At 74.1% G+C, this 17,722-nt stretch carries 10 protein-coding genes and 2 pseudogenes; 1 reads left to right on the forward strand and 11 read right to left on the reverse strand.

Annotation, left to right across the window (positions count from 1 at the left end; all coding sequences use genetic code 11):
- Positions 1 to 418 precede the first annotated feature (418 nt).
- The 9 genes and pseudogenes from GA0115242_RS36325 to GA0115242_RS36365 all read right to left on the reverse strand — a co-directional run bounded on the left by GA0115242_RS36325 (position 419) and on the right by GA0115242_RS36365 (position 13,435).
- Complete coding sequence (locus GA0115242_RS36325; RefSeq protein WP_093835920.1) at positions 419 to 1,420, reverse strand: nucleoside triphosphate pyrophosphohydrolase; 1,002 nt, start codon at positions 1,418 to 1,420, stop codon at positions 419 to 421.
- A 96-nt stretch (positions 1,421 to 1,516) separates the two neighbouring features.
- Complete coding sequence (locus GA0115242_RS36330; RefSeq protein WP_093835921.1) at positions 1,517 to 2,164, reverse strand: SurA N-terminal domain-containing protein; 648 nt, start codon at positions 2,162 to 2,164, stop codon at positions 1,517 to 1,519.
- Between the two features lie 206 nt (positions 2,165 to 2,370).
- A pseudogene (locus tag GA0115242_RS36335) lies at positions 2,371 to 3,829 on the reverse strand (protein kinase).
- Positions 3,830 to 3,894: 65 nt separating this feature from the next.
- Positions 3,895 to 4,521, reverse strand: coding sequence for a hypothetical protein (locus GA0115242_RS36340; protein ID WP_093835922.1), 627 nt, complete (start codon positions 4,519 to 4,521; stop codon positions 3,895 to 3,897).
- Positions 4,522 to 4,659: 138 nt separating this feature from the next.
- A pseudogene (locus tag GA0115242_RS36345) lies at positions 4,660 to 4,941 on the reverse strand (peptidoglycan bridge formation glycyltransferase FemA/FemB family protein); the annotation flags it as partial.
- Between the two features lie 141 nt (positions 4,942 to 5,082).
- Positions 5,083 to 5,826, reverse strand: a complete 744-nt coding sequence (locus tag GA0115242_RS36350; protein WP_093835923.1) for an HNH endonuclease family protein — start codon at positions 5,824 to 5,826, stop codon at positions 5,083 to 5,085.
- Positions 5,827 to 5,955: 129 nt separating this feature from the next.
- Positions 5,956 to 9,486 (reverse strand): transcription-repair coupling factor, encoded by a 3,531-nt coding sequence (gene mfd, locus GA0115242_RS36355; protein ID WP_093835924.1) that lies wholly within the window; start codon positions 9,484 to 9,486, stop codon positions 5,956 to 5,958.
- A 584-nt stretch (positions 9,487 to 10,070) separates the two neighbouring features.
- Positions 10,071 to 12,650 carry an ABC transporter permease gene (locus GA0115242_RS36360; RefSeq protein ID WP_093835925.1) on the reverse strand — a complete coding sequence of 860 codons (2,580 nt, stop codon included), beginning with the start codon at positions 12,648 to 12,650 and terminating at the stop codon, positions 10,071 to 10,073.
- Entirely contained in the window at positions 12,647 to 13,435 is a 789-nt protein-coding gene (locus GA0115242_RS36365) for an ABC transporter ATP-binding protein (protein WP_093835926.1), read from the reverse strand. The genes GA0115242_RS36360 and GA0115242_RS36365 overlap by 4 nt, the downstream gene beginning before the upstream one ends.
- A 432-nt stretch (positions 13,436 to 13,867) precedes the next feature.
- Between GA0115242_RS36365 and GA0115242_RS36370 the strand changes: the two genes are divergently transcribed.
- A complete protein-coding gene (locus tag GA0115242_RS36370) occupies positions 13,868 to 15,355 on the forward strand; it encodes an MFS transporter (RefSeq protein ID WP_256089838.1) in 1,488 nt (495 codons plus the stop codon).
- A gap of 100 nt (positions 15,356 to 15,455) precedes the next feature.
- Here the strand turns inward: GA0115242_RS36370 and GA0115242_RS36375 are convergent, their stop codons facing one another.
- Both GA0115242_RS36375 and GA0115242_RS36380 read right to left on the reverse strand, forming a co-directional pair.
- The gene (locus GA0115242_RS36375) at positions 15,456 to 16,343 is read right to left on the reverse strand and encodes a cellulose-binding protein (RefSeq protein WP_093835927.1); all 888 of its coding nucleotides are present in this window, start codon (positions 16,341 to 16,343) and stop codon (positions 15,456 to 15,458) included.
- Between the two features lie 235 nt (positions 16,344 to 16,578).
- Positions 16,579 to 17,722, reverse strand: a 1,144-nt coding sequence (locus GA0115242_RS36380) for an SUKH-4 family immunity protein (RefSeq protein ID WP_237549524.1), incomplete at its 5' end; no start/stop codon positions are given.

Here is a 17,722-nt window from a genome sequence, read left to right on the forward strand (position 1 = left end):
CGGCGGCGGACGGCTCGGGGGATGGCGCGGGTGTCCCGCCGGGGCGTGGGGGCAGGTCCGGGCGGGGTCGCCGGGGGGCGTCCCGGTCAAGGTCGCCGGATGAGGTCCTGCCGGGGGCGCCGGATGTCGTCCCGTCAGGGGCGCCGGATGTCGTCCCGTCGGGATCGCCGGGGTCGGTTCGGGGGCGTGCGGGTTGGTCACGGATCGACCGTAACGGTGCCCGCCCCCGCCCCCGACGCCGCGTCCACCGCTCACCCCGGGTCGAACACCCCCGAGGCCCGCCCGCCCACGCCCCCGCGCGCCGGTCCCCCTGGCTCTCCCTACCGGCCTCCCCTCTCGCCGGTCCCCCCTGGCTCTCCCCACCGGCCTCCCCTCTCGCCGGTCCCCCGCGGGTCCCCCGTCCATCTCCCCGCGGGCGTCACCCGCCGGGACGTTCCGCCGTGCGGATCGTGTCGCGGTAGGTCCTGGCCGCCGCGCGCAGGGCCGCCTCCGGGTCGACTCCCTCGGACTCCGCGCGGGCCGCCAGGGCGAGCAGCGCGTATCCGATGCCCTCGCCCGACGGCAGCGGGACGTCCAGCCCCGCCGTGCGGGCGCGCGCCGTGAGCTGGGCGGCGAGCGCGAGGGCGGGCTGGCCGAGCGGGACGCCCTCGGTGACGGAGCGGCGCCGCTTCTCCTGCGCCTTGGCCCGCTCCCAGTGCTCCTTGACCTCTTCCGGTGTGGTCGCGGTCGCGTCCCCGAAGACGTGCGGGTGACGGTGGACGAGCTTGGCGACGAGGCCGCCCGCGACGTCGTCGACGGAGAACGGCTCGTCCGGGTCCTCCTCGGCGATCCGGGCGTGGAAGACGACCTGGAGCAGGACGTCGCCCAGCTCCTCGCGCAGTTCGTCGCGGTCCTCGTTCTCGATCGCCTCGACCAGCTCGTAGACCTCCTCGACGGCGTACCTGGCGAGGCCCTCGTGGGTCTGCCGGGAGGTCCACGGGCACTCGGCGCGGACCCGGTCCATGACCTGGACGAGGTCGAGCAGGCGGGCGCCGGGCAGGTCGTAGGAGGCGGGCAGCAGCTCCAGGTCGGGCATCCGGACCGCGCCGGACCCGGCGAGCCTGGCCAGGCCGTCGGTGAGCGCCGGCTCGCCCTCGCCGGTGGCCACGACGACGACCGTGCGGCCGCCCGCGCAGGCGGTGAGCAGTTCCTCGGCGAGGGGCGCGGACCGCGCGACCCGGACCCCCGCCTCCTCCAGGTAGGGGAGCTGCGGGTGGGCGCCGTCCGCGCACAGCACCTCGTCGGCGTCGTGCAGGGCCTGCCAGGCGGGCCAGGACAGCAGGCCGGGTGCCACCCGGTGGCTGGTGGTGAGCAGGACGACCCGGCCGGGGTCGGCGCCCTGGTCGGGCCCGGGGGCGAGGTCGGAGCTGAGTGCGTTCACGCTCCGAACGTAACGCACCGGACGGGCGGCCCCGCGGGCGCGCGTACCGCCGCCGGGCGGCCCGGCGGCGGGTCCCGGCGGGCGGCGCTCAGGGTGTCACGCGGAGCCGCGCGTCGCCGGTGCCGTCACCTCGCGCAGCCACGGTGTCCTGGCGTCGACGCGGCTGCTCTTCTGGACGTCCCAGGCGCCGTAGCGCGGGTTCAGGTCGACCTTCAGCTCCTTGGACGCGGCGCCCAGCGCGTTCCAGAACGCCGGTTTGCCGGTGTCGGTGCCGAGGCTCCTGGCGAGCTTCTGGGCCTCCAGCTGGAGGCGGAGGTTGGCGTCGAGCCGCTCGGGGGCGATCCCGTACTGCTGGAGCCAGGCCGTCTCCAGCGCCTTGGCGCCGCCGACCTGCTGTTCCAGGCCGGTGCGCATCTGCTGGATCTCCTTGCGGGTGACGGTGACGTGCGCGTCGCGCGCGGCCCGCTGGAGCACCTCGTCGAGCACCATGCCGTGCAGGGTGTCGCGGGTGAGGGTGCCGGTCTGGGCGACGGCCTGCTGGTACTGCGCCGGGTCCTTCAGGGTCGCCCGTTGGGCCGTGCGCACCTCGTCCACCCGCTGCTCGAGCTGGGCCACGGTGATCCGCTGGTCGCCGACGACGGCCGCGGCGCCGGGGTGGGCGTCGCTCCCGCAGGCGGTGAGGAGGGGGCCCGCGGCGACGATCGCGGCGGTGAACAGGAGCGCGGTGCGACGGCGGCGGTGCAAGGAAGCCTCCCGAGGAGATTGTGCGACGGTGCACAAGGTCTTGCGGTGATCGATGGTAGGCAGTGGTCCAGCTCAGGCCAACCCATTCGACCAACGATTCACCGGGACTTCTGACACCGCCGCGCGGCTCCGGGACCGGCGTCGACCGGGCGGGGACGCGACCGCCCCGCCCAAGGGCGTGTCCGACAATGCCCGTCAGACCCGCCCTAGCCGCGCATCTGTCCCAGCCACTGGAGGGTGCGCCGGATGTCGACGGCGCGGGGGTGGGCGGGGCCGCCGAGGCGCTCCACGTCGTGCAGCAGCCGGACCAGGGTGTCGTGGGCGGCGGGCCGGTCGCCGAGGGCGAGCAGCAGGTGGCCGATGCTGCGCCGGACGTCGTGGGCGCGTTCGGGTCCGCCGCCGACGTACTGGTTCTCGTAGTACGGCAGCAGCGAGCGGTACTCGGCGAGGGCCGCCGCCGGTTCGCCGAGCTGTTCGAGGCACTGGGCGATGTCCTGGCGGAAGCCGAGCGCCTGCGGGTCGGCCTGGCCCGCCTCGGAGGCGCGCTCGTCGGCGAGGCGGCGCAGTTCGGGCAGCGCGCGCCGGTACTGGCCGTCGTCCATGAGGGTCGCCGCGTACTGCTTGCGCAGGGAGCGGACGACGGGCGAGTTCCCGCCGTGCTGTTCGGCGGCCACCGGCAGGATCGCGCCGAGGACGTCGACGGCCTGGGTGATGCGGCCCTCACCGAGGAACCGCTTGACGTCGTCGACGGCGCGGGCCACGTCCGGCCTGCCGGGCAGCGGGGTGCCGGGGGCGGGCTGGTCGGCGGGGGTGGCGGGCGCGGTCGGGCCAGGGGGCGTGCGGGCGGACGAAGGGGCGGGTGGGGTCGAGGGGCGCCCCGGTGGGGGTCCCGCGCGCCGCGAGGAGCGGCGCCAGGTCCTCGTACACCTCCTGGGCGGAGGCGGGCCGGTGCTGGGGGTCCTTGGCGAGCAGCCGCAGCACCAGCGCTTCGAGCGCCTCGGGCACCTCGGGCCGCATCCGGCGCACCGGCACGGGCGTCTCGTAGAGGTGGCGGTGCAGCACGCCGAGGGCGCTGGAGCCCGCGAACGGCACGTCGCCGCCGAGCAGTTCGTGCAGCAGCACGCCGAGCGCGTACAGGTCGGTGTACGGGCCGACGGTGCCGCCCATGGCCTGTTCGGGCGCCATGTACGCGGGGGTGCCGATGGGGGTGCCGGTGTTGGTGAGGCGGGTGGTGTCCGTCTCCATGACGGAGGCGACACCGAGGTCGAGGACGACGACGGTGCCGTCCTGGCGGACCATCACGTTGCGGGGCTTCAGGTCGCGGTGGACGATCGGCACGGCGTGCACGGCGCTCAGCACGGCGCACAGCTGCGCGGCGACCGCGACCGCCCAGGGCCACGGGTAGGGGGTGCGCTCGGCGAGGTGCTCGGCGAGGTCGGCGCCGTCGACGTACTGCATGACGAGGAACAGCTCCTCGTCGTCGCTGCCCGCGTCGTGCACGGTGACCAGGCCGGGGTGGTCGACCTGCGCGGTGACCCGGCACTCGCGCAGGAACCGGCGGCGCAGTTCGTCGCCGTCCTGGCCCGCGACCCGGTCGGGGCGCAGCAGCTTCACCGCGACCCGGCGGTCCAGACGCTGGTCGTAGGCGGTCCAGACCTGGCCCATGCCGCCCTGTCCGAGGAGGGTGGACAGCTCGTAGCGGCCGCCGATCAGACGCCCGGTGCCGTCGGTCACCTGCCGCCCTCGGAGGTGCCGTCGTGGCGACGCAGGTAGTCGCTGATCTCGTCGAGTTCGGCGCGCACCTGCTCGATGCGGGCGGGCGCGGGCGGCTGGCCGGGCGGCTGCGCCGGGGGCTGCGGGGGTCCGGCGTACGGTCCGGGCACCACACCGGCCGTCGGCGCCATCGGGCCCATGGGCGGCAGCGGGGGCTGGGGCGTCTGCCCGTTGGCCGGGTAGGGCCGCGGGTGGCCGTAGCCGGGCGGGGGCGACGTCACGGTCGGGGCGTGCGGCGCGGCGTAACCGGCGGTGCCGGGGCCGCGGTCGGCCATCCGGATGTCGACGACCAGGAAATAGGCGATGGCGCCCACGGCGAGCAGCAGCACCACGGAGAGCGCGAGGTCGCCGCGCGAGTCGGTCTCGTCGACCGAGCCGACGACGGCGTAGCAGGCGATGGCGAGCGGCAGGCTCACCCAGGCCGCCAGCCAGTCGAACCAGCGGTCGCGCAGGAAGGCCACCCGGAACAGCGGGACGCAGGACAGCAGACCGCAGGAGAAGAACCCCGCGGCGACGATCAGTACGCGCTGGGTGATGACGGTTCCCGCGTTACGGGTGGGCGGCGGCGCGCCGTGGCCGGACATGACTGCTCCTGGACCGGGTGATACCGATGGGACGGGTGTGCGAGGGACGGGTCGACGACTTGGTCCGAGCGTATAGGTCGACGGGTGGACGTGGTCCACGGTTGTGCCGAACCGTTGCCGTACCGATCACCGGCCGTCTCAGCGGCGGGACATGGAGAGCCCGAGCGCCGTGTGCAGCACCTTGTCGAGGGGGCGGTCCCGCGCGCCGGGGCACTCGACCGCCTCCCCGCCCGTCCCGGCCTCGAAACGGAGCAGCCCCAGCACGTGGTCGGACTCCTCCAGGGTGTCGGTGATGCCGCGGAAGTCGCGGGCCCCGGCGCCCCGTCCGTGCGCGTCGGCCATCGTGCGCCACTGGACGGCGCTGCTCGGCTGGAGCTCGCGGCGGCGCGCGGTGGAGGCGCCGTAGGAGTACCAGACGTGCCGGCGGCCCCGGAGGTGGCCGGGACCCGGCCGAGGCGCCGGACGGCGGGGCCGGCCGACCGCCCGCGGCTCAAGTACCCGCCGGGCCGCGGGCGTTCGGTGTGCGGACGGTCGGTGTGCGGACGGTCCGCGCGGGGCGGCTCAGTTCGCGCGGAAGCGCGCCGGGGCCTCCGTCGGGTTGCCGCCGGAGGGGAGCTTCTGGTCGGGGCAGGTCTTCAGGACCTTCTCCATCGCGGACTTCTCACCGGAGGAGACCCACAGCTCGTACTTCTTCTTCACCGCGACCTGCGCCGCGACGTACGTGCACCGGTAGTCCTTGTTCGGCGGCAGCCAGTTGGAGGTGTCGCCGTCGCCCTTGGAGCGGTTGGTGCTCGCGTCGACCGCGATCAGGTTGAGCGGGTCGTTGGCGAGCGCTATCCGCTTGCGCCCGTCCCAGTACTTGGCGCCCTTCTGCCAGGCGTCGGAGAGCGCCACGACGTGGTCGATGTCGACCTGGCTGCGCCCGCGCTGATAGGTGATCTTCTTGCCGGAGTACGGGTCGGACTCCAGCACGCCGTACGACACCTTGCAGTCGCCGTCGCTGAACCGGACGTTCTCCAGGTCCCGCTTGAGGATGTCGTCGCGGGTGCCGCAGCCGTTGGAGTCGGTGTCCGCCCAGGCGGTGCCGAACCGTTCCCGCGAGTACCCGGTCTTCGGGGCACGCCCCTTGACGGTGAGGGCCTCGGCGGCCTTGAGGGCGGCGCCGCCGCCACCGCCGCCGTTCGCCCCGTCCCGGGTGGCCCCGGGCCCGGCGGACCCCGTCGTCACGTCCTTGCAGCCGCTCAGCCCGGCCATGCCGATCACGACGACGACGGCTGCAGCCGCCGCGCCCCTCAGACGCCTCACTCCGCGCCCCTCCCCTTGTCCGCCCTGGTCGCCTCGTTGCAGAGGCGTCTTCCCCGTACCGATGTCCGCACACCGTAGCGAGCGGGCGCACGGGGGCGACGGGCAGGGCGGGCAGGGGGCGTTGGGGCGCTATGAGCCGAGGACCGAGGCCAGGAACTCACCCACCCAGCCGAGCAACTCCCGCCCGACCAGGGGCTTCCCGCCGACCCGCGCGGTCTTGGGACGGGGCACCAGCACCTGGTGCGCGCCGGCCTTGATGACCGTGCCGGGGTAGAGGCGCTTGAGCCGCAGTTCCTGGGACTCCCTCAACTCCACCGGCGCGAAGCGGATGTTGGCGCCCTGCAGGACGATCTCGCCGACCCCGCAGGCCCGCGCCAGCATCCGCAGCCCCGCCACCAGCAGGAGGTTCTCCACCGGCTCGGGCAACGCGCCGTAGCGGTCGGTGAGTTCCTCGCGGACGGCGGTGATGTCCTGCTCGGAGTTGGCGGAGGCGATGGACCGGTACGCCTGCAGCCGCAGCCGCTCGCCGGGCGCGTAGTCGTGCGGGACGTGCGCGTCGACCGGCAGTTCGATCTTCACCTCCAGCGGCGGCTCCTCGTCGAGGCCGCCCTCCAGCGCGGCCCGGTAGTCGGCGACGGCCTCGCCGACCATCCGCACGTACAGGTCGAAGCCGACGCCCGCGATGTGCCCCGACTGCTCGCCGCCGAGGAGGTTTCCGGCGCCGCGGATCTCCAGGTCCTTCATCGCGACGTACATGCCGGCGCCCATCTCGGTGTGCTGGGCGATGGTGGCGAGCCGCTCGTGCGCGGTCTCGGTGAGGGGCTTCTCCGGCGGGTACAGGAAGTAGGCGTAGCCGCGCTCGCGACCGCGCCCGACCCGGCCGCGGAGCTGGTGCAGCTGGGAGAGGCCGAAGTTGTCGCCGCGCTCCACGATCAGGGTGTTGGCGTTGGAGATGTCGATGCCCGACTCGACGATGGTGGTGGAGACGAGGACGTCGAACTTCTTCTCCCAGAAGTCGACGACGACCTGTTCCAGCGCCGACTCCGACATCTGGCCGTGCGCGGTGGCGATGCGCGCCTCGGGGACGATCTCGCGCAGCCTGGCCGCCGCCCGGTCGATGGACTCGACCCGGTTGTGGATGTAGAAGACCTGGCCCTCGCGCAGCAGTTCGCGGCGGACGGCCGCGCCGATCTGCCGCTCCTCGTAGGGGCCGACGAAGGTGAGGACCGGGTGGCGCTCCTCGGGGGGCGTGGTGATGGTGGACATCTCGCGGATGCCGGTGACCGCCATCTCCAGGGTGCGCGGGATGGGGGTGGCGGACATCGTCAGGACGTCGACGTTGGCGCGCAGCTTCTTCAGCTGCTCCTTGTGCTCGACGCCGAAGCGCTGCTCCTCGTCGACGATGACCAGGCCGAGGTCCTTGAACCTGGTCTCGGAGGAGAACAGCCGGTGGGTGCCGATGACGACGTCGACGGAGCCCTCGCGCAGCCCTTCGAGGACGGCCTTGGCCTCGGCGTCGGTCTGGAAGCGGGACAGGGCGCGGACGTTGACGGGGAACTGCGCGTACCGCTCGCTGAACGTCCCGAAGTGCTGCTGCACCAGCAGCGTGGTCGGCACCAGGACCGCGACCTGCTTGCCGTCCTGGACGGCCTTGAAGGCGGCCCGCACGGCGATCTCGGTCTTGCCGTAGCCGACGTCGCCGCAGATCAGGCGGTCCATCGGGACCGTCTTCTCCATGTCCTCCTTGACCTCGGCGATGGTGGTGAGCTGGTCGGGGGTCTCCGCGTACGGGAAGGCGTCCTCCAGCTCGCGCTGCCAGGGCGTGTCGGCGCCGAAGGAGTGCCCGGGGGCGGCCATGCGGGCGCTGTAGAGCTTGATGAGGTCGGCGGCGATCTCCTTGACGGCCTTCTTGGCGCGCGCCTTGGTCTTCGTCCAGTCGGCGCCGCCGAGGCGGTGCAGGGTGGGGGCCTCGCCGCCGACGTACTTGGTGATCTGCTCGAGCTGGTCGGTGGGGATGTAGAGGCGGTCGCCCGGCTGGCCGCGCTTGGCGGGGGCGTATTCGACGACGAGGTACTCGCGGGTGGCGCCCTGGACGGTGCGCTGCACCATCTCGATGTAGCGGCCGACGCCGTGCTGCTCGTGGACGATGTGGTCGCCGGCCTCCAGGGTGAGCGGGTCGACGGTCTTGCGGCGCCTGGCGGGCATCCGGGCGCCGTCCTTCCCGGCCGCCTTCTGGCCGGAGAGGTCGGTCTCGGTGAGCACGGCCAGGCGCAGCGCGGTGTCGACGAAGCCGTAGTCGATGGAGCCGCACGCCACGTGCACGACCGACGGGTTCAGCTCGGTCAGCTCCACGTCCAGGCGGGCGGCGATGCCCTCGCCGCCGAGGACCTCGACCGTGCGGGCGGCGGGGCCGTGGGCCTCGGTGACGAAGACCGTGCGCCAGCCGTCGGCGAGCCAGCCCTTGGTGTCGGCGAGGGCCTTCGCGGTGTCGCCCCGGTAGGTCTCGGGGGCGTGCATGCCGAGCTTGACGGTGTCCGAGCCGAGGGTCTCGTCGGCGGCGAACGGCGACACCGACCACCACATCATGCCCAGCTCGCGGGCCCGGTCGCGGACGTCCGCGATGGACCACAGGGAGGCGGCGCCGACGTCGATGGGGGCCTCGCCGCCGCCCGCGGTGGCCGCCCAGGACGCCTGGAGGAACTCCTGCGAGGTGGCGACCAGGTCGGCGGCGCGGGTGCGGACCCGCTCCGGGTCGCAGACGACGGCCATGGCGCCTGCGGGCAGCACGTCGAGGAGGAGTTCCATGTCGTCGACGAGGACCGGCGCGAGGGACTCCATGCCCTCGACGGCGATGCCCTCGGCGATCTTGTCGAGCAGCTCGGCCAGCTCGGGGTGGGCCTCGGCGAGGGCCCGCGCGCGGGCGCGCACGTCCTCGGTGAGCAGCAGCTCGCGGCAGGGCGGCGCCCACAGGCCGTGCTCGGCGACTTCGAGGGAGCGCTGGTCGGCGACCTTGAAGTAGCGGATCTCCTCGACGTCGTCGCCCCAGAACTCGACGCGCAGCGGGTGTTCCTCGGTGGGCGGGAAGACGTCCAGGATGCCGCCGCGGACGGCGAACTCGCCGCGCTTCTCGACCAGCTCGACGCGGGCGTACGCGGCGGCGGCGAGGGCTTCGACGGTCTCGTTCAGGTCGGCGCTGCGGCCGGTCCTCAGCGCCACGGGCTCCAGGTCGCCGAGGCCCTTGACCTGCGGCTGGAGCACGGATCTGATCGGCGCGACGACGACCTGGACGGGGCCCGCGCCGGGGTCGTCGGGGCTCGGGTGGGCGAGGCGGCGCAGCACGGCGAGACGGCGGCCGACGGTGTCGCTGCGGGGGCTGAGGCGCTCGTGCGGGAGCGTCTCCCAGGAGGGGTACTCCGCGACGCCGTCGGGGGGCAGCAGGGAGCGCAGGGCGGCGGCGAGGTCCTCCGCCTCCCGGCCGGTCGCCGTCACCGCGAGCACCGTGCGGCCGGTCTCGCGGGCGAGCGCGGCGACCGCGAAGGGGCGGGCCGCGGGCGGGCCGACCAGGTCGACGTGCATCCGGTGGCCGTCGGAACCCGCGGTGATCGCTTCCGCGAGGGCGGGGTCCTTGACGACGGCGTCGAGCAGACCGTGCAGGCTCATGAAGGGGCTTTCCGTCGGGGGTGGGGCACGCGGACCGCCCGACACGCAGCGCGGGCCGGGGGTCCTCTCAGCCTACGACGGCGGAAGGACAACCGCGGGGCCTGTGGACAACCACCGGGACACCGGACACCGACGGGCCCGGGGCGACGGCGGGGGCCGCGAGCGGTAGCGGGGGCAGGGGCGGCACCAGGGCCGGGGGCGGCGCCAGGGGCCCAGGGCGGCGCCAGGGGCCCAGGGCGGTCCTCGTGGCCGGAGACACCCACCCGGGCCGGGGAGGGCGCCCCGGGCTGTTGACGGCACGGGCGACCGGTTGACGGCGCCCGGGGCACCTGCGGACGACCACCGGGACCGTGGATGGCGCCGGGGGGGCTCAGGGCCGCGCCCGCTGATCAAGGCGGGGGCCGGGGCTGCTGACGCCCGGGGACCGGGGGCCGCGCCCGTCGGGGCACCGACCGTCGGGGCACCGACCGTCGGGGCACCGGGTGCGCGTCCGGGGGTGTCGGGCACGCGGGGAGACCCGGCGCGGGGCGTCCGCTGGGACACTGCCGCGCCGGGTCCTCCCCCGTTCCCCCGTGACGGTGGTCCTACTCGGTGGCGATGGCCGCCAGGACGTTCATCCGCCCGGCCCGGAACGCCGGGACCAGCGCGGCGAACAGGCCCACGAAGGCCGATCCGACGAAGACACCGATGATCGTCGGCCACGGGATCTCCAGGACCCGCAGCCCCTCCAGCGCGAGCAGCCGCTGCGCCGTCGCGCCCCAGCCCATCCCGAGGCCGAGCCCAAGCAGCGCGCCGAAGAGGGCGATGACCACGGACTCCAGGCGGATCATGCGGCGCAACTGGCGGCGGGAGAGCCCGATGGCCCGCAGCAGGCCGATCTCCCGGGTCCGCTCGACCACGGAGAGGGCCAGGGTGTTCACCACACCGAGGACCGCGACGACGATCGCCAGCCCCAGCAGCCCGTAGATCATGTTGAGGAGCTGGCCTATCTGGTCCTTGAGGGCGTCCTTGTAGTCGGTCTGGTCACGCACCGTGTACTGCGGGTAGTCGTGCAGGGCCGTGCGCAGCGCGGTGTAGGCGTCCTTCTGCCGGTCCTTCTGCGCGGTGGCGAAGACGAGGGTGTCCAGGGGCATGTTCCCGGCCGGGACGTACCGGGCGAGGGTGGCGGTGGAGATGTACTTGGCGCCCGCGTCGATGACGACGTCGCTGCTGGTGATGGCCCGCACGGTCAGGTGGGCGGTGGAGCCGCCGCGGAACCTGACGGTGATCTTCGAGCCGAGGTGAATGCCGTGCTCCTTCGCGAACGTCTCGTGCACGGACATGGAGTCCGGCAGGTAGGCGTCCTTGAGCTCGCCCGCGACGGTCTCGGTGCGCAGATCGGTCGCGTACGTCGGGTCGGCGGCGGTGATGTCGGTGTTCCTGAGGGTCTTGCCGTCGGGGGTGGTGTAGTCGGCGCGGGTCACCTTGTACTCGGTGACGCGCTCCAGTCCGGGCGTGTCCTTGACGGCCCGGACGGCCTGCGGGGTGAGGAGCTGGCCGCTGTCGGACTGGATGATGAAGTCGGTGCCGACGGTCTTGTCGAGCTGGTCGGTCGCGGAGGCGACCATGGAGGAGCCGACCACCGAGAGGCAGGCGACCAGCGCGAGGCCGATCATCAGGGCCGCGCCGGTGGCGCCGGTGCGGCGCGGGTTGCGCAGCGCGTTGCGCTCGGCCATCCGCCCGACGGGTCCGAAGACGCGCAGCACGAGCGCGCCGAGGACCCGCACCATGCCTCCGGCCAGCACCGGCCCGATGACGACGAACCCGATCAGCGACAACAGCACCCCGAGGCCGAGCCAGAGGGAGCCGGTGCCCGCCTTCTCCGCGGCGGAGGCCAGGTGGAGGGCGTAGCCGCCGGCGCCGGTGAGGACCAGGCCGAGCAGGGCGCGGACCCGGCCCGCGCGGGCGTCGGCGGGGGCGCCCGCGTCGCGCAGGGCGGCCATCGGCGAGACCTTGCCCGCCCGGCGGGCGGGCAGGTAGGCGGCCAGGACGGTGACGACGACGCCGAGGAGCAGGCCGATCACCGGGGTGGTCCAGGCGACCGTCAGATCGTCGGTGGAGAGGTTCATGCCGATCAGGCCCATGAGCTTCATCAGGCCGACCGCGATGCCGACGCCCGCGGCGACGCCCAGGACCGAGCCGAGGACGCCGAGCAGCAGCGCCTCGATCAGCACCGAGCGGTTGACCTGCCTGCGGGAGGAGCCGATGGCCCGCATCAGGCCGATCTCCCGGGTGCGCTGGGCGACCAGCATGGAGAAGGTGTTGATGATCAGGAAGATGCCCACGAGGAAGGCGATCCCGGCGAAGCCGAGCATCGCGTACTTCATCACGCTCAGCAGGCTCTCGACGTCCTTCTGGTTGGCGTCGGCGGTCTCCTTGGCGGTCTGCACCCGGTAGCCGGTGCCGAGGGCGGCGACGACGTCCCGCTTCAGCAGCGCGTCGCTCACCCCGTCGGCGGCGGTGACGTTGACGTTCGTGAAGACGCCGGTCCTGCCGACCAGGGTGCGCTGGGCGGTCGGGGTGTCCAGGTAGAAGATCGCGGCGCCCGGGTTGGTGACCCGGAAGGCGGCGATCCCGGAGATCCGCGCGGTGTGCGTACCGACGGCGCTGATCACACCGATCCCGTCGCCGAGCCGCAGACCGTGCCGGTCGGCGGTGTCGGCGTCGACCATGACCTGGTCCGGGCCGCGCGGCGCGGTACCGGAGGTGATCCTCATGGTGCGCGCGTCGTTGGCGTTCCAGCTCCCGACGATGGTCGGCGCCCCGCTGGACGGCGACAGGCTCTCCTTCTTGCGGTCGACGACGGTGACCGAGGTGGAGAAGACGGTGCCCTCGGCCGACCGCACGCCCTGGACCGCGCGGACCTTCCCGAGCACCGAGGCGGCCAGCACCGGCGGTCTGCCGGTGTCGGAGGTCGTCTCGCCGGTGTCGGAGGCGTCCCCCGCGCTGACCGTCACGTCGGACGAGGTGGCCGCGAACAGCTGGTCGAAGGTGGTGTTCATGGTGTCGGTGAACACCAGGGTCCCCGAGACGAAGGCCACCGAGAGGAGCACGGCGATCGCCGACAGCGCCATCCGGCCCTTGTGCGCGAGGAAGTTGCGCAGCGAGGTCTTCAGCACGGTCATGACGTACGCCCCCGCGCGTCGAAGTCCTTCATGCGGTCGAGGACCGTCTCGGCGGTCGGCTGGAACATCTCGTCGACGATCCGGCCGTCGGCGAGGTAGAGCACCCGGTCCGCGTGGGAGGCGGCGACCGGGTCGTGGGTGACCATGACGATGGTCTGGCCCAGTTCGTCGACGGAGCGGCGCAGGAAGGAGAGGACCTCGCCGCCCGCGCGGGAGTCGAGGTTGCCGGTCGGCTCGTCACCGAAGATGATCTCGGGCCGGGCGGCCAGCGCGCGGGCCACCGCGACGCGCTGCTGCTGGCCGCCGGAGAGCTCGGAGGGACGGTGCCTGAGCCGCCCGGCGAGTCCGACGGTCTCCACCACCCGGTCCAGCCAGGCCCGGTCGGGCCTGCGGCCCGCGATGTCCATGGGCAGCGTGATGTTCTCCAGCGCGCTGAGCGTCGGCAGCAGGTTGAACGCCTGGAAGATGAACCCGATCCGGTCCCGGCGCAGCCGCGTGAGCTTCTTGTCCCTGAGCCCGGTTATCTCCGTCTCGTCCAGATAAATTTGACCGCTCGTCACGGTGTCGAGCCCGGCGAGGCAGTGCATCAGGGTGGACTTGCCCGACCCCGACGGGCCCATGATCGCGGTGAAGCGGCCGCGGTCGATGTCCACGTCGACGTGGTCGAGGGCGACGACCCTGGTCTCGCCCGATCCGTACGCCTTGACGACCTGTCGCGCCCGCGCGGCGACGGCCGTACGCCCTCCAGTGCCCCCGTGCCTGGGAATGGTCACAGCCGATGTCACGGTATGTCTCCTATGTCGGTCAAGAAGTCGGCGGTCTGCGCCGCTGTCGTCACGTGGTGTCCGTACGGATGAGTTCCGTACGGATGAGTCTGGTCGGCCGCGGGGTCCGGCGCGCTGGTGCCCGGCCCCGTTCCGCACCGGGGGAAAACCCCACCCCGACCCCCCGGCGCGCCACTCCCCCACGGCGTACGACCAGGCTAGGGAGCGGGCGGGCCGCGGCTCCTCCTCCAGGGGTACGAGCACGCCCCGAACCGTCGTACGGAGGAACCCCTAGGGGGCGCCCGGCGGAGGCACCGCCTCCTCTCGGGGTCAGGTGCGCCCCCGGTGCGCCCGTCCGGGCGCCCTCCCCCGGTGCGCGGGCCGGGTGGCAGAGTGTCCACGGCACATAGATGCAGGGGGAAGGGAAATCCGTGGACCAGGGGGGACACCGAGATACGTCCGGCGGCGACCGACCGGCCGGGGCCCGCGCCACGCGGGCGGGCCGCCGTGGTCGCCGCCCTCATGCTGGCGATGGCGCTCGCCGCGCTCGACTCGACGATCGTCTCCACCGCGGTCCCGCAGATCGTCGGCGACCTCGGCGGGTTCTCCTACTTCTCCTGGCTGTTCTCCGGCTACCTGCTCGCCGTCACCGTCACGCTCCCGGTCTACGGCAAGCTGTCCGACACCTTCGGCCGCAAGCCGGTCCTGGTCGCGGGCGCGGCCGTGTTCCTGCTGGGGTCGCTGCTGTGCGCCGTCGCCTGGAACATGGCCGCGCTGATCGCCTTCCGGATCGTGCAGGGCCTGGGCGGCGGCGCGCTCCAGGGCACCGTGCAGACGCTCGCCGCCGACCTGTACCCGCTGAAGGAGCGCCCGAAGATCCAGGCGAAGCTGTCGACGGTGTGGGCGGTGTCCGCGGTCGCGGGCCCCGGCATCGGCGGCGTCCTGGCCGCCTACGCCGGCTGGCGCTGGATCTTCCTCGTCAACCTCCCGGTCGGGGCGGTCGCCCTCTGGCTGATCGTCCGCCACCTGCACGAACCGGCCCGGCGCTCCGACGGCGCCCGCCCGCGCGTCGACTGGGCGGGCGCGCTCGCGGTCTTCGCCTGCGGCGGGGTGCTGCTGACGGCGCTGGTGCAGGGCGGGGTGGCGTGGCCGTGGTGGTCGGCGCCGTCGGTCGCCCTCTTCGCGACGGGGCTCGTGCTGGTCGCCGTGGTGGTCCTGGTCGAGCGCCGGGCGGCCGAACCGATCATCCCCGGCTGGGTGTGGCGACGGCGCACCATCGCCGTGGTCAACCTCGCGCTGGGCGCGCTCGGACTGCTCATGGTCGCGCCGAGCGTCTTCCTGCCGACCTACGCGCAGACGGTGCTGGGGCTCGCGCCGGCGGCTGCCGGGTTCGTGCTCTCCGTCTGGACGCTGAGCTGGCCGGTGTCGGCGGCGCTGAGCCAGCACGTGTACCGCAGGATCGGCTTCCGCAACACCGCGATGATCGGCATCGGCTCCGCGTCACTCGTCCTCTTCGCGTTCCCGCTGCTGCCCTACCCGGGCTCGGCCTGGCAGCCGACGCTGCTGATGCTGGCGCTCGGCGCGGCCCTCGGCCTCTTCCAGCTCCCGCTGATCATCGGCGTGCAGTCGACGGTGGGCTGGGCGGAGCGGGGGACGGCGACGGCGTCGGTGCTGTTCTGCCGCCAGACCGGCCAGACCGTCGGCGCGGCCGTCTTCGGCGCGATCGCCAACGCGGTGCTCGCCGGCAGACTGGGCGGCGCCGGCGACCTCGACGCGGTCACCCGCGCCCTCGGCACGGACGCCGCGCCGGAGGCCACCCGCAGGGCCGTCGCGGACGCGGTCCACTGGGTCTACACCGGCGCGGGCTGCGCGGCGGCCCTGGCCTTCCTGGTCCTCCTGGTCTGGGCCCCCCGCCGCTTCCCGGTCCTCACGGACCAGTGAGGGAACGCGGCGCGGGCCGAGGGGGCGAGCGGGACGCCCCGACCGGGGAGGCAGGTGGGCGACCGGCGCCCCTCCCCCCGTGGGCCCCGCCGCGCGCCCGCTACTCCGCCGGGGCCGAGCCGGTCAGGGCGGTCAGGCTGCTGCGGACGCAGTCCATCTGGGCCTGGACGTCGTCCCAGCGCTCGCCGTGCTCGCGCAGCACCCGCTCGGTGTCCCGGGCGATCCGGTCGGCCCTGATCCGCGCGTCGGCGACGATCTCGGCGGCCCGCGCCCGCGCCTCCTCCTGGCAGCGCCGCGCGGACTGCTCCGTCTCCGCGAGCGCCCGCTGCGCGTCGCCGAGCGCCGCCTCGGCCCGCGTCTCCCGTTCGGCCTCCCGGGCCGCCGCGTCGGCCTCCCGCGCGCGCTCCGCCTCGTCCTCCCGCGCCCACAGCGCGGCGTGGTCCGCGGCCTGGTCGGCGAGGGTCGCGGCGGCGCGCTGACGTGTCTCGCGCAGCACGCACAGGACCTCGCTGCGGCCCTCCTTGACGCCGCGCCGGATGGCGACCCGGTACTCGTCGGCCGCGGCACGGGCGGCGAGCAGCCGCTGCCGGGCGCGCTCCTCGGCCTCGGCGCGTACGGAGTCGGCGTGCGCCAGCGCCGCCTCGCGCACGCCCCGCGCGTGCTCGTCGGCCGTCTCCATCAGGCGCCGCCCGTCCGCGCGCGCCTCCTCCCGCACGGCCTCCGCCTCCGCCTCCACCAGCGCGAAGAGGTCCCGCGCCCGGTCCCCGAGCGCCTCGTAGGACTGCGGCGCGAGCCCGGCGACGACCTCCCGCAGCCGCGCCGTCTCGGCCTCCATCTGCTTGGCGAGGACGGTGAGACGCGCGGCCCGCTCCCAGGCGGCGTCCCGTTCCCGCCAGAGGTCGGACGTGAACGCGTCGACCTGTCCCGGCCGGTATCCCCGTCCCCGTAGCGCCACGAAACCGTGGGGCGAGACCGGTGCGCTGCTCATCCTGGAACCCCTCTCCGCCGAACGGACACTAAAAGATGATTTCGCGCACATCTTGATGTATCGGGCGGAATGGTTCATAACGCGACACTCCGCTAGGAGGTCACGGGAGACGGCGGATCTCCGCGCCAAGAGACGACGGGGAGCGGCCCGGCGCACGCGGCGGACAACACGGAAGCCGGGCCCGGTCGGGAGGACCGGGCCCGGCTTCGCGGGACGGGAAGGGCGGGAAAGGCGCCTACAGGAGGCCGTCCCACATCTGTTCCAGCAGGACCGACCACCAGCTCTCCGGCGACCCCAGCGCCGCCGGGTCGAGCGAGGCGAGCTGGGCCTGGAAGTCGACGGTCCAGCGGCCCGCCTGCTCCTGGTTCAGGCCGAACCTGAGCCGCCACATCCGGCCCAGCAGCGCCAGGCACCGCTGGAACTCCGGCAGCCCGGTGTTGACGAACTGCGGCGCCACCGGCGCCCCGCCCGGCCCGGCCTCCACCGGCACCGCCACGATGTTCGCGGTGCCGTACTGCACGCACACCGCCTTGCCGAAGTCACTGCCCATGACCAGGTAGGAGCCCGCGTCCGAGGCGGGCAGCACCCCGCGCTCCTGCGCCAGTTCGGCGAGCGTCGGCACCGGCCTGCCCGGCTGGGCCTGCGCCCAGAAGAACGGACCCATGTCCAGCGGCAGCCCGGCGACCACCAGCGAGTGCGCCACCACCGGCGGCACCCCCTGCCGGGACACCGCCGCCTGCTCGAACCGGAACATCCCCGGCCCGAACGCCGCCGCCAGATCCTGCGCGATGGCCTCCGGCGGGACCGGCGGCGCCGGCTGCACCGGCGGGATCGGCGCCCGCACCGGCGCGGGCCGCGCGGGACCGTCCGCCACCTGATGCAACTCGCCCTGGTGGGCCAGCAGTTGACCCATCCCCTGCTGACGGCTCGCGTGGTCCGTGCCGTACGGGGCGATGCTCGTGATCCGGGCCTGCGGCCACTGCTCCCGGATCATCCGCGCGCAGTACGCGCCCGGCAGCTCGCAGGACTCCAGCTCCGTGTGCAGTTCGAGCACCTGGTCGGGCGGCACGTTCATCCCGCGCAGCTCGTGGAAGATCTGCCACTCCGGGTGCGGGGTGCCGGGCGCGGACCGCCGGATCACCTGCTGCTCGGAACCGTCCTGCGCCCGGTAGCGCAGCACCGCCTGGTAGCCGGGCCCGACGGTCGGCTGACCCTGCTGCTGCGGGTACCCGTACGCCGGGGGCCGCGGCACACCGGGGGCCACCGGCCCGCCCGGCGGTGTACCGGGGGCGCCGGGCATGCCGGGGGGCGGCGGCGGAGCGCCGGGACCGCCCACCGGGGGACCCGCGAGCATCGTCTCCGCGTGGTGCACGGAGCCC

Source organism: Streptomyces sp. SolWspMP-5a-2 (assembly GCF_900091845.1).
GTDB lineage: Bacteria > Actinomycetota > Actinomycetes > Streptomycetales > Streptomycetaceae > Streptomyces > Streptomyces doudnae.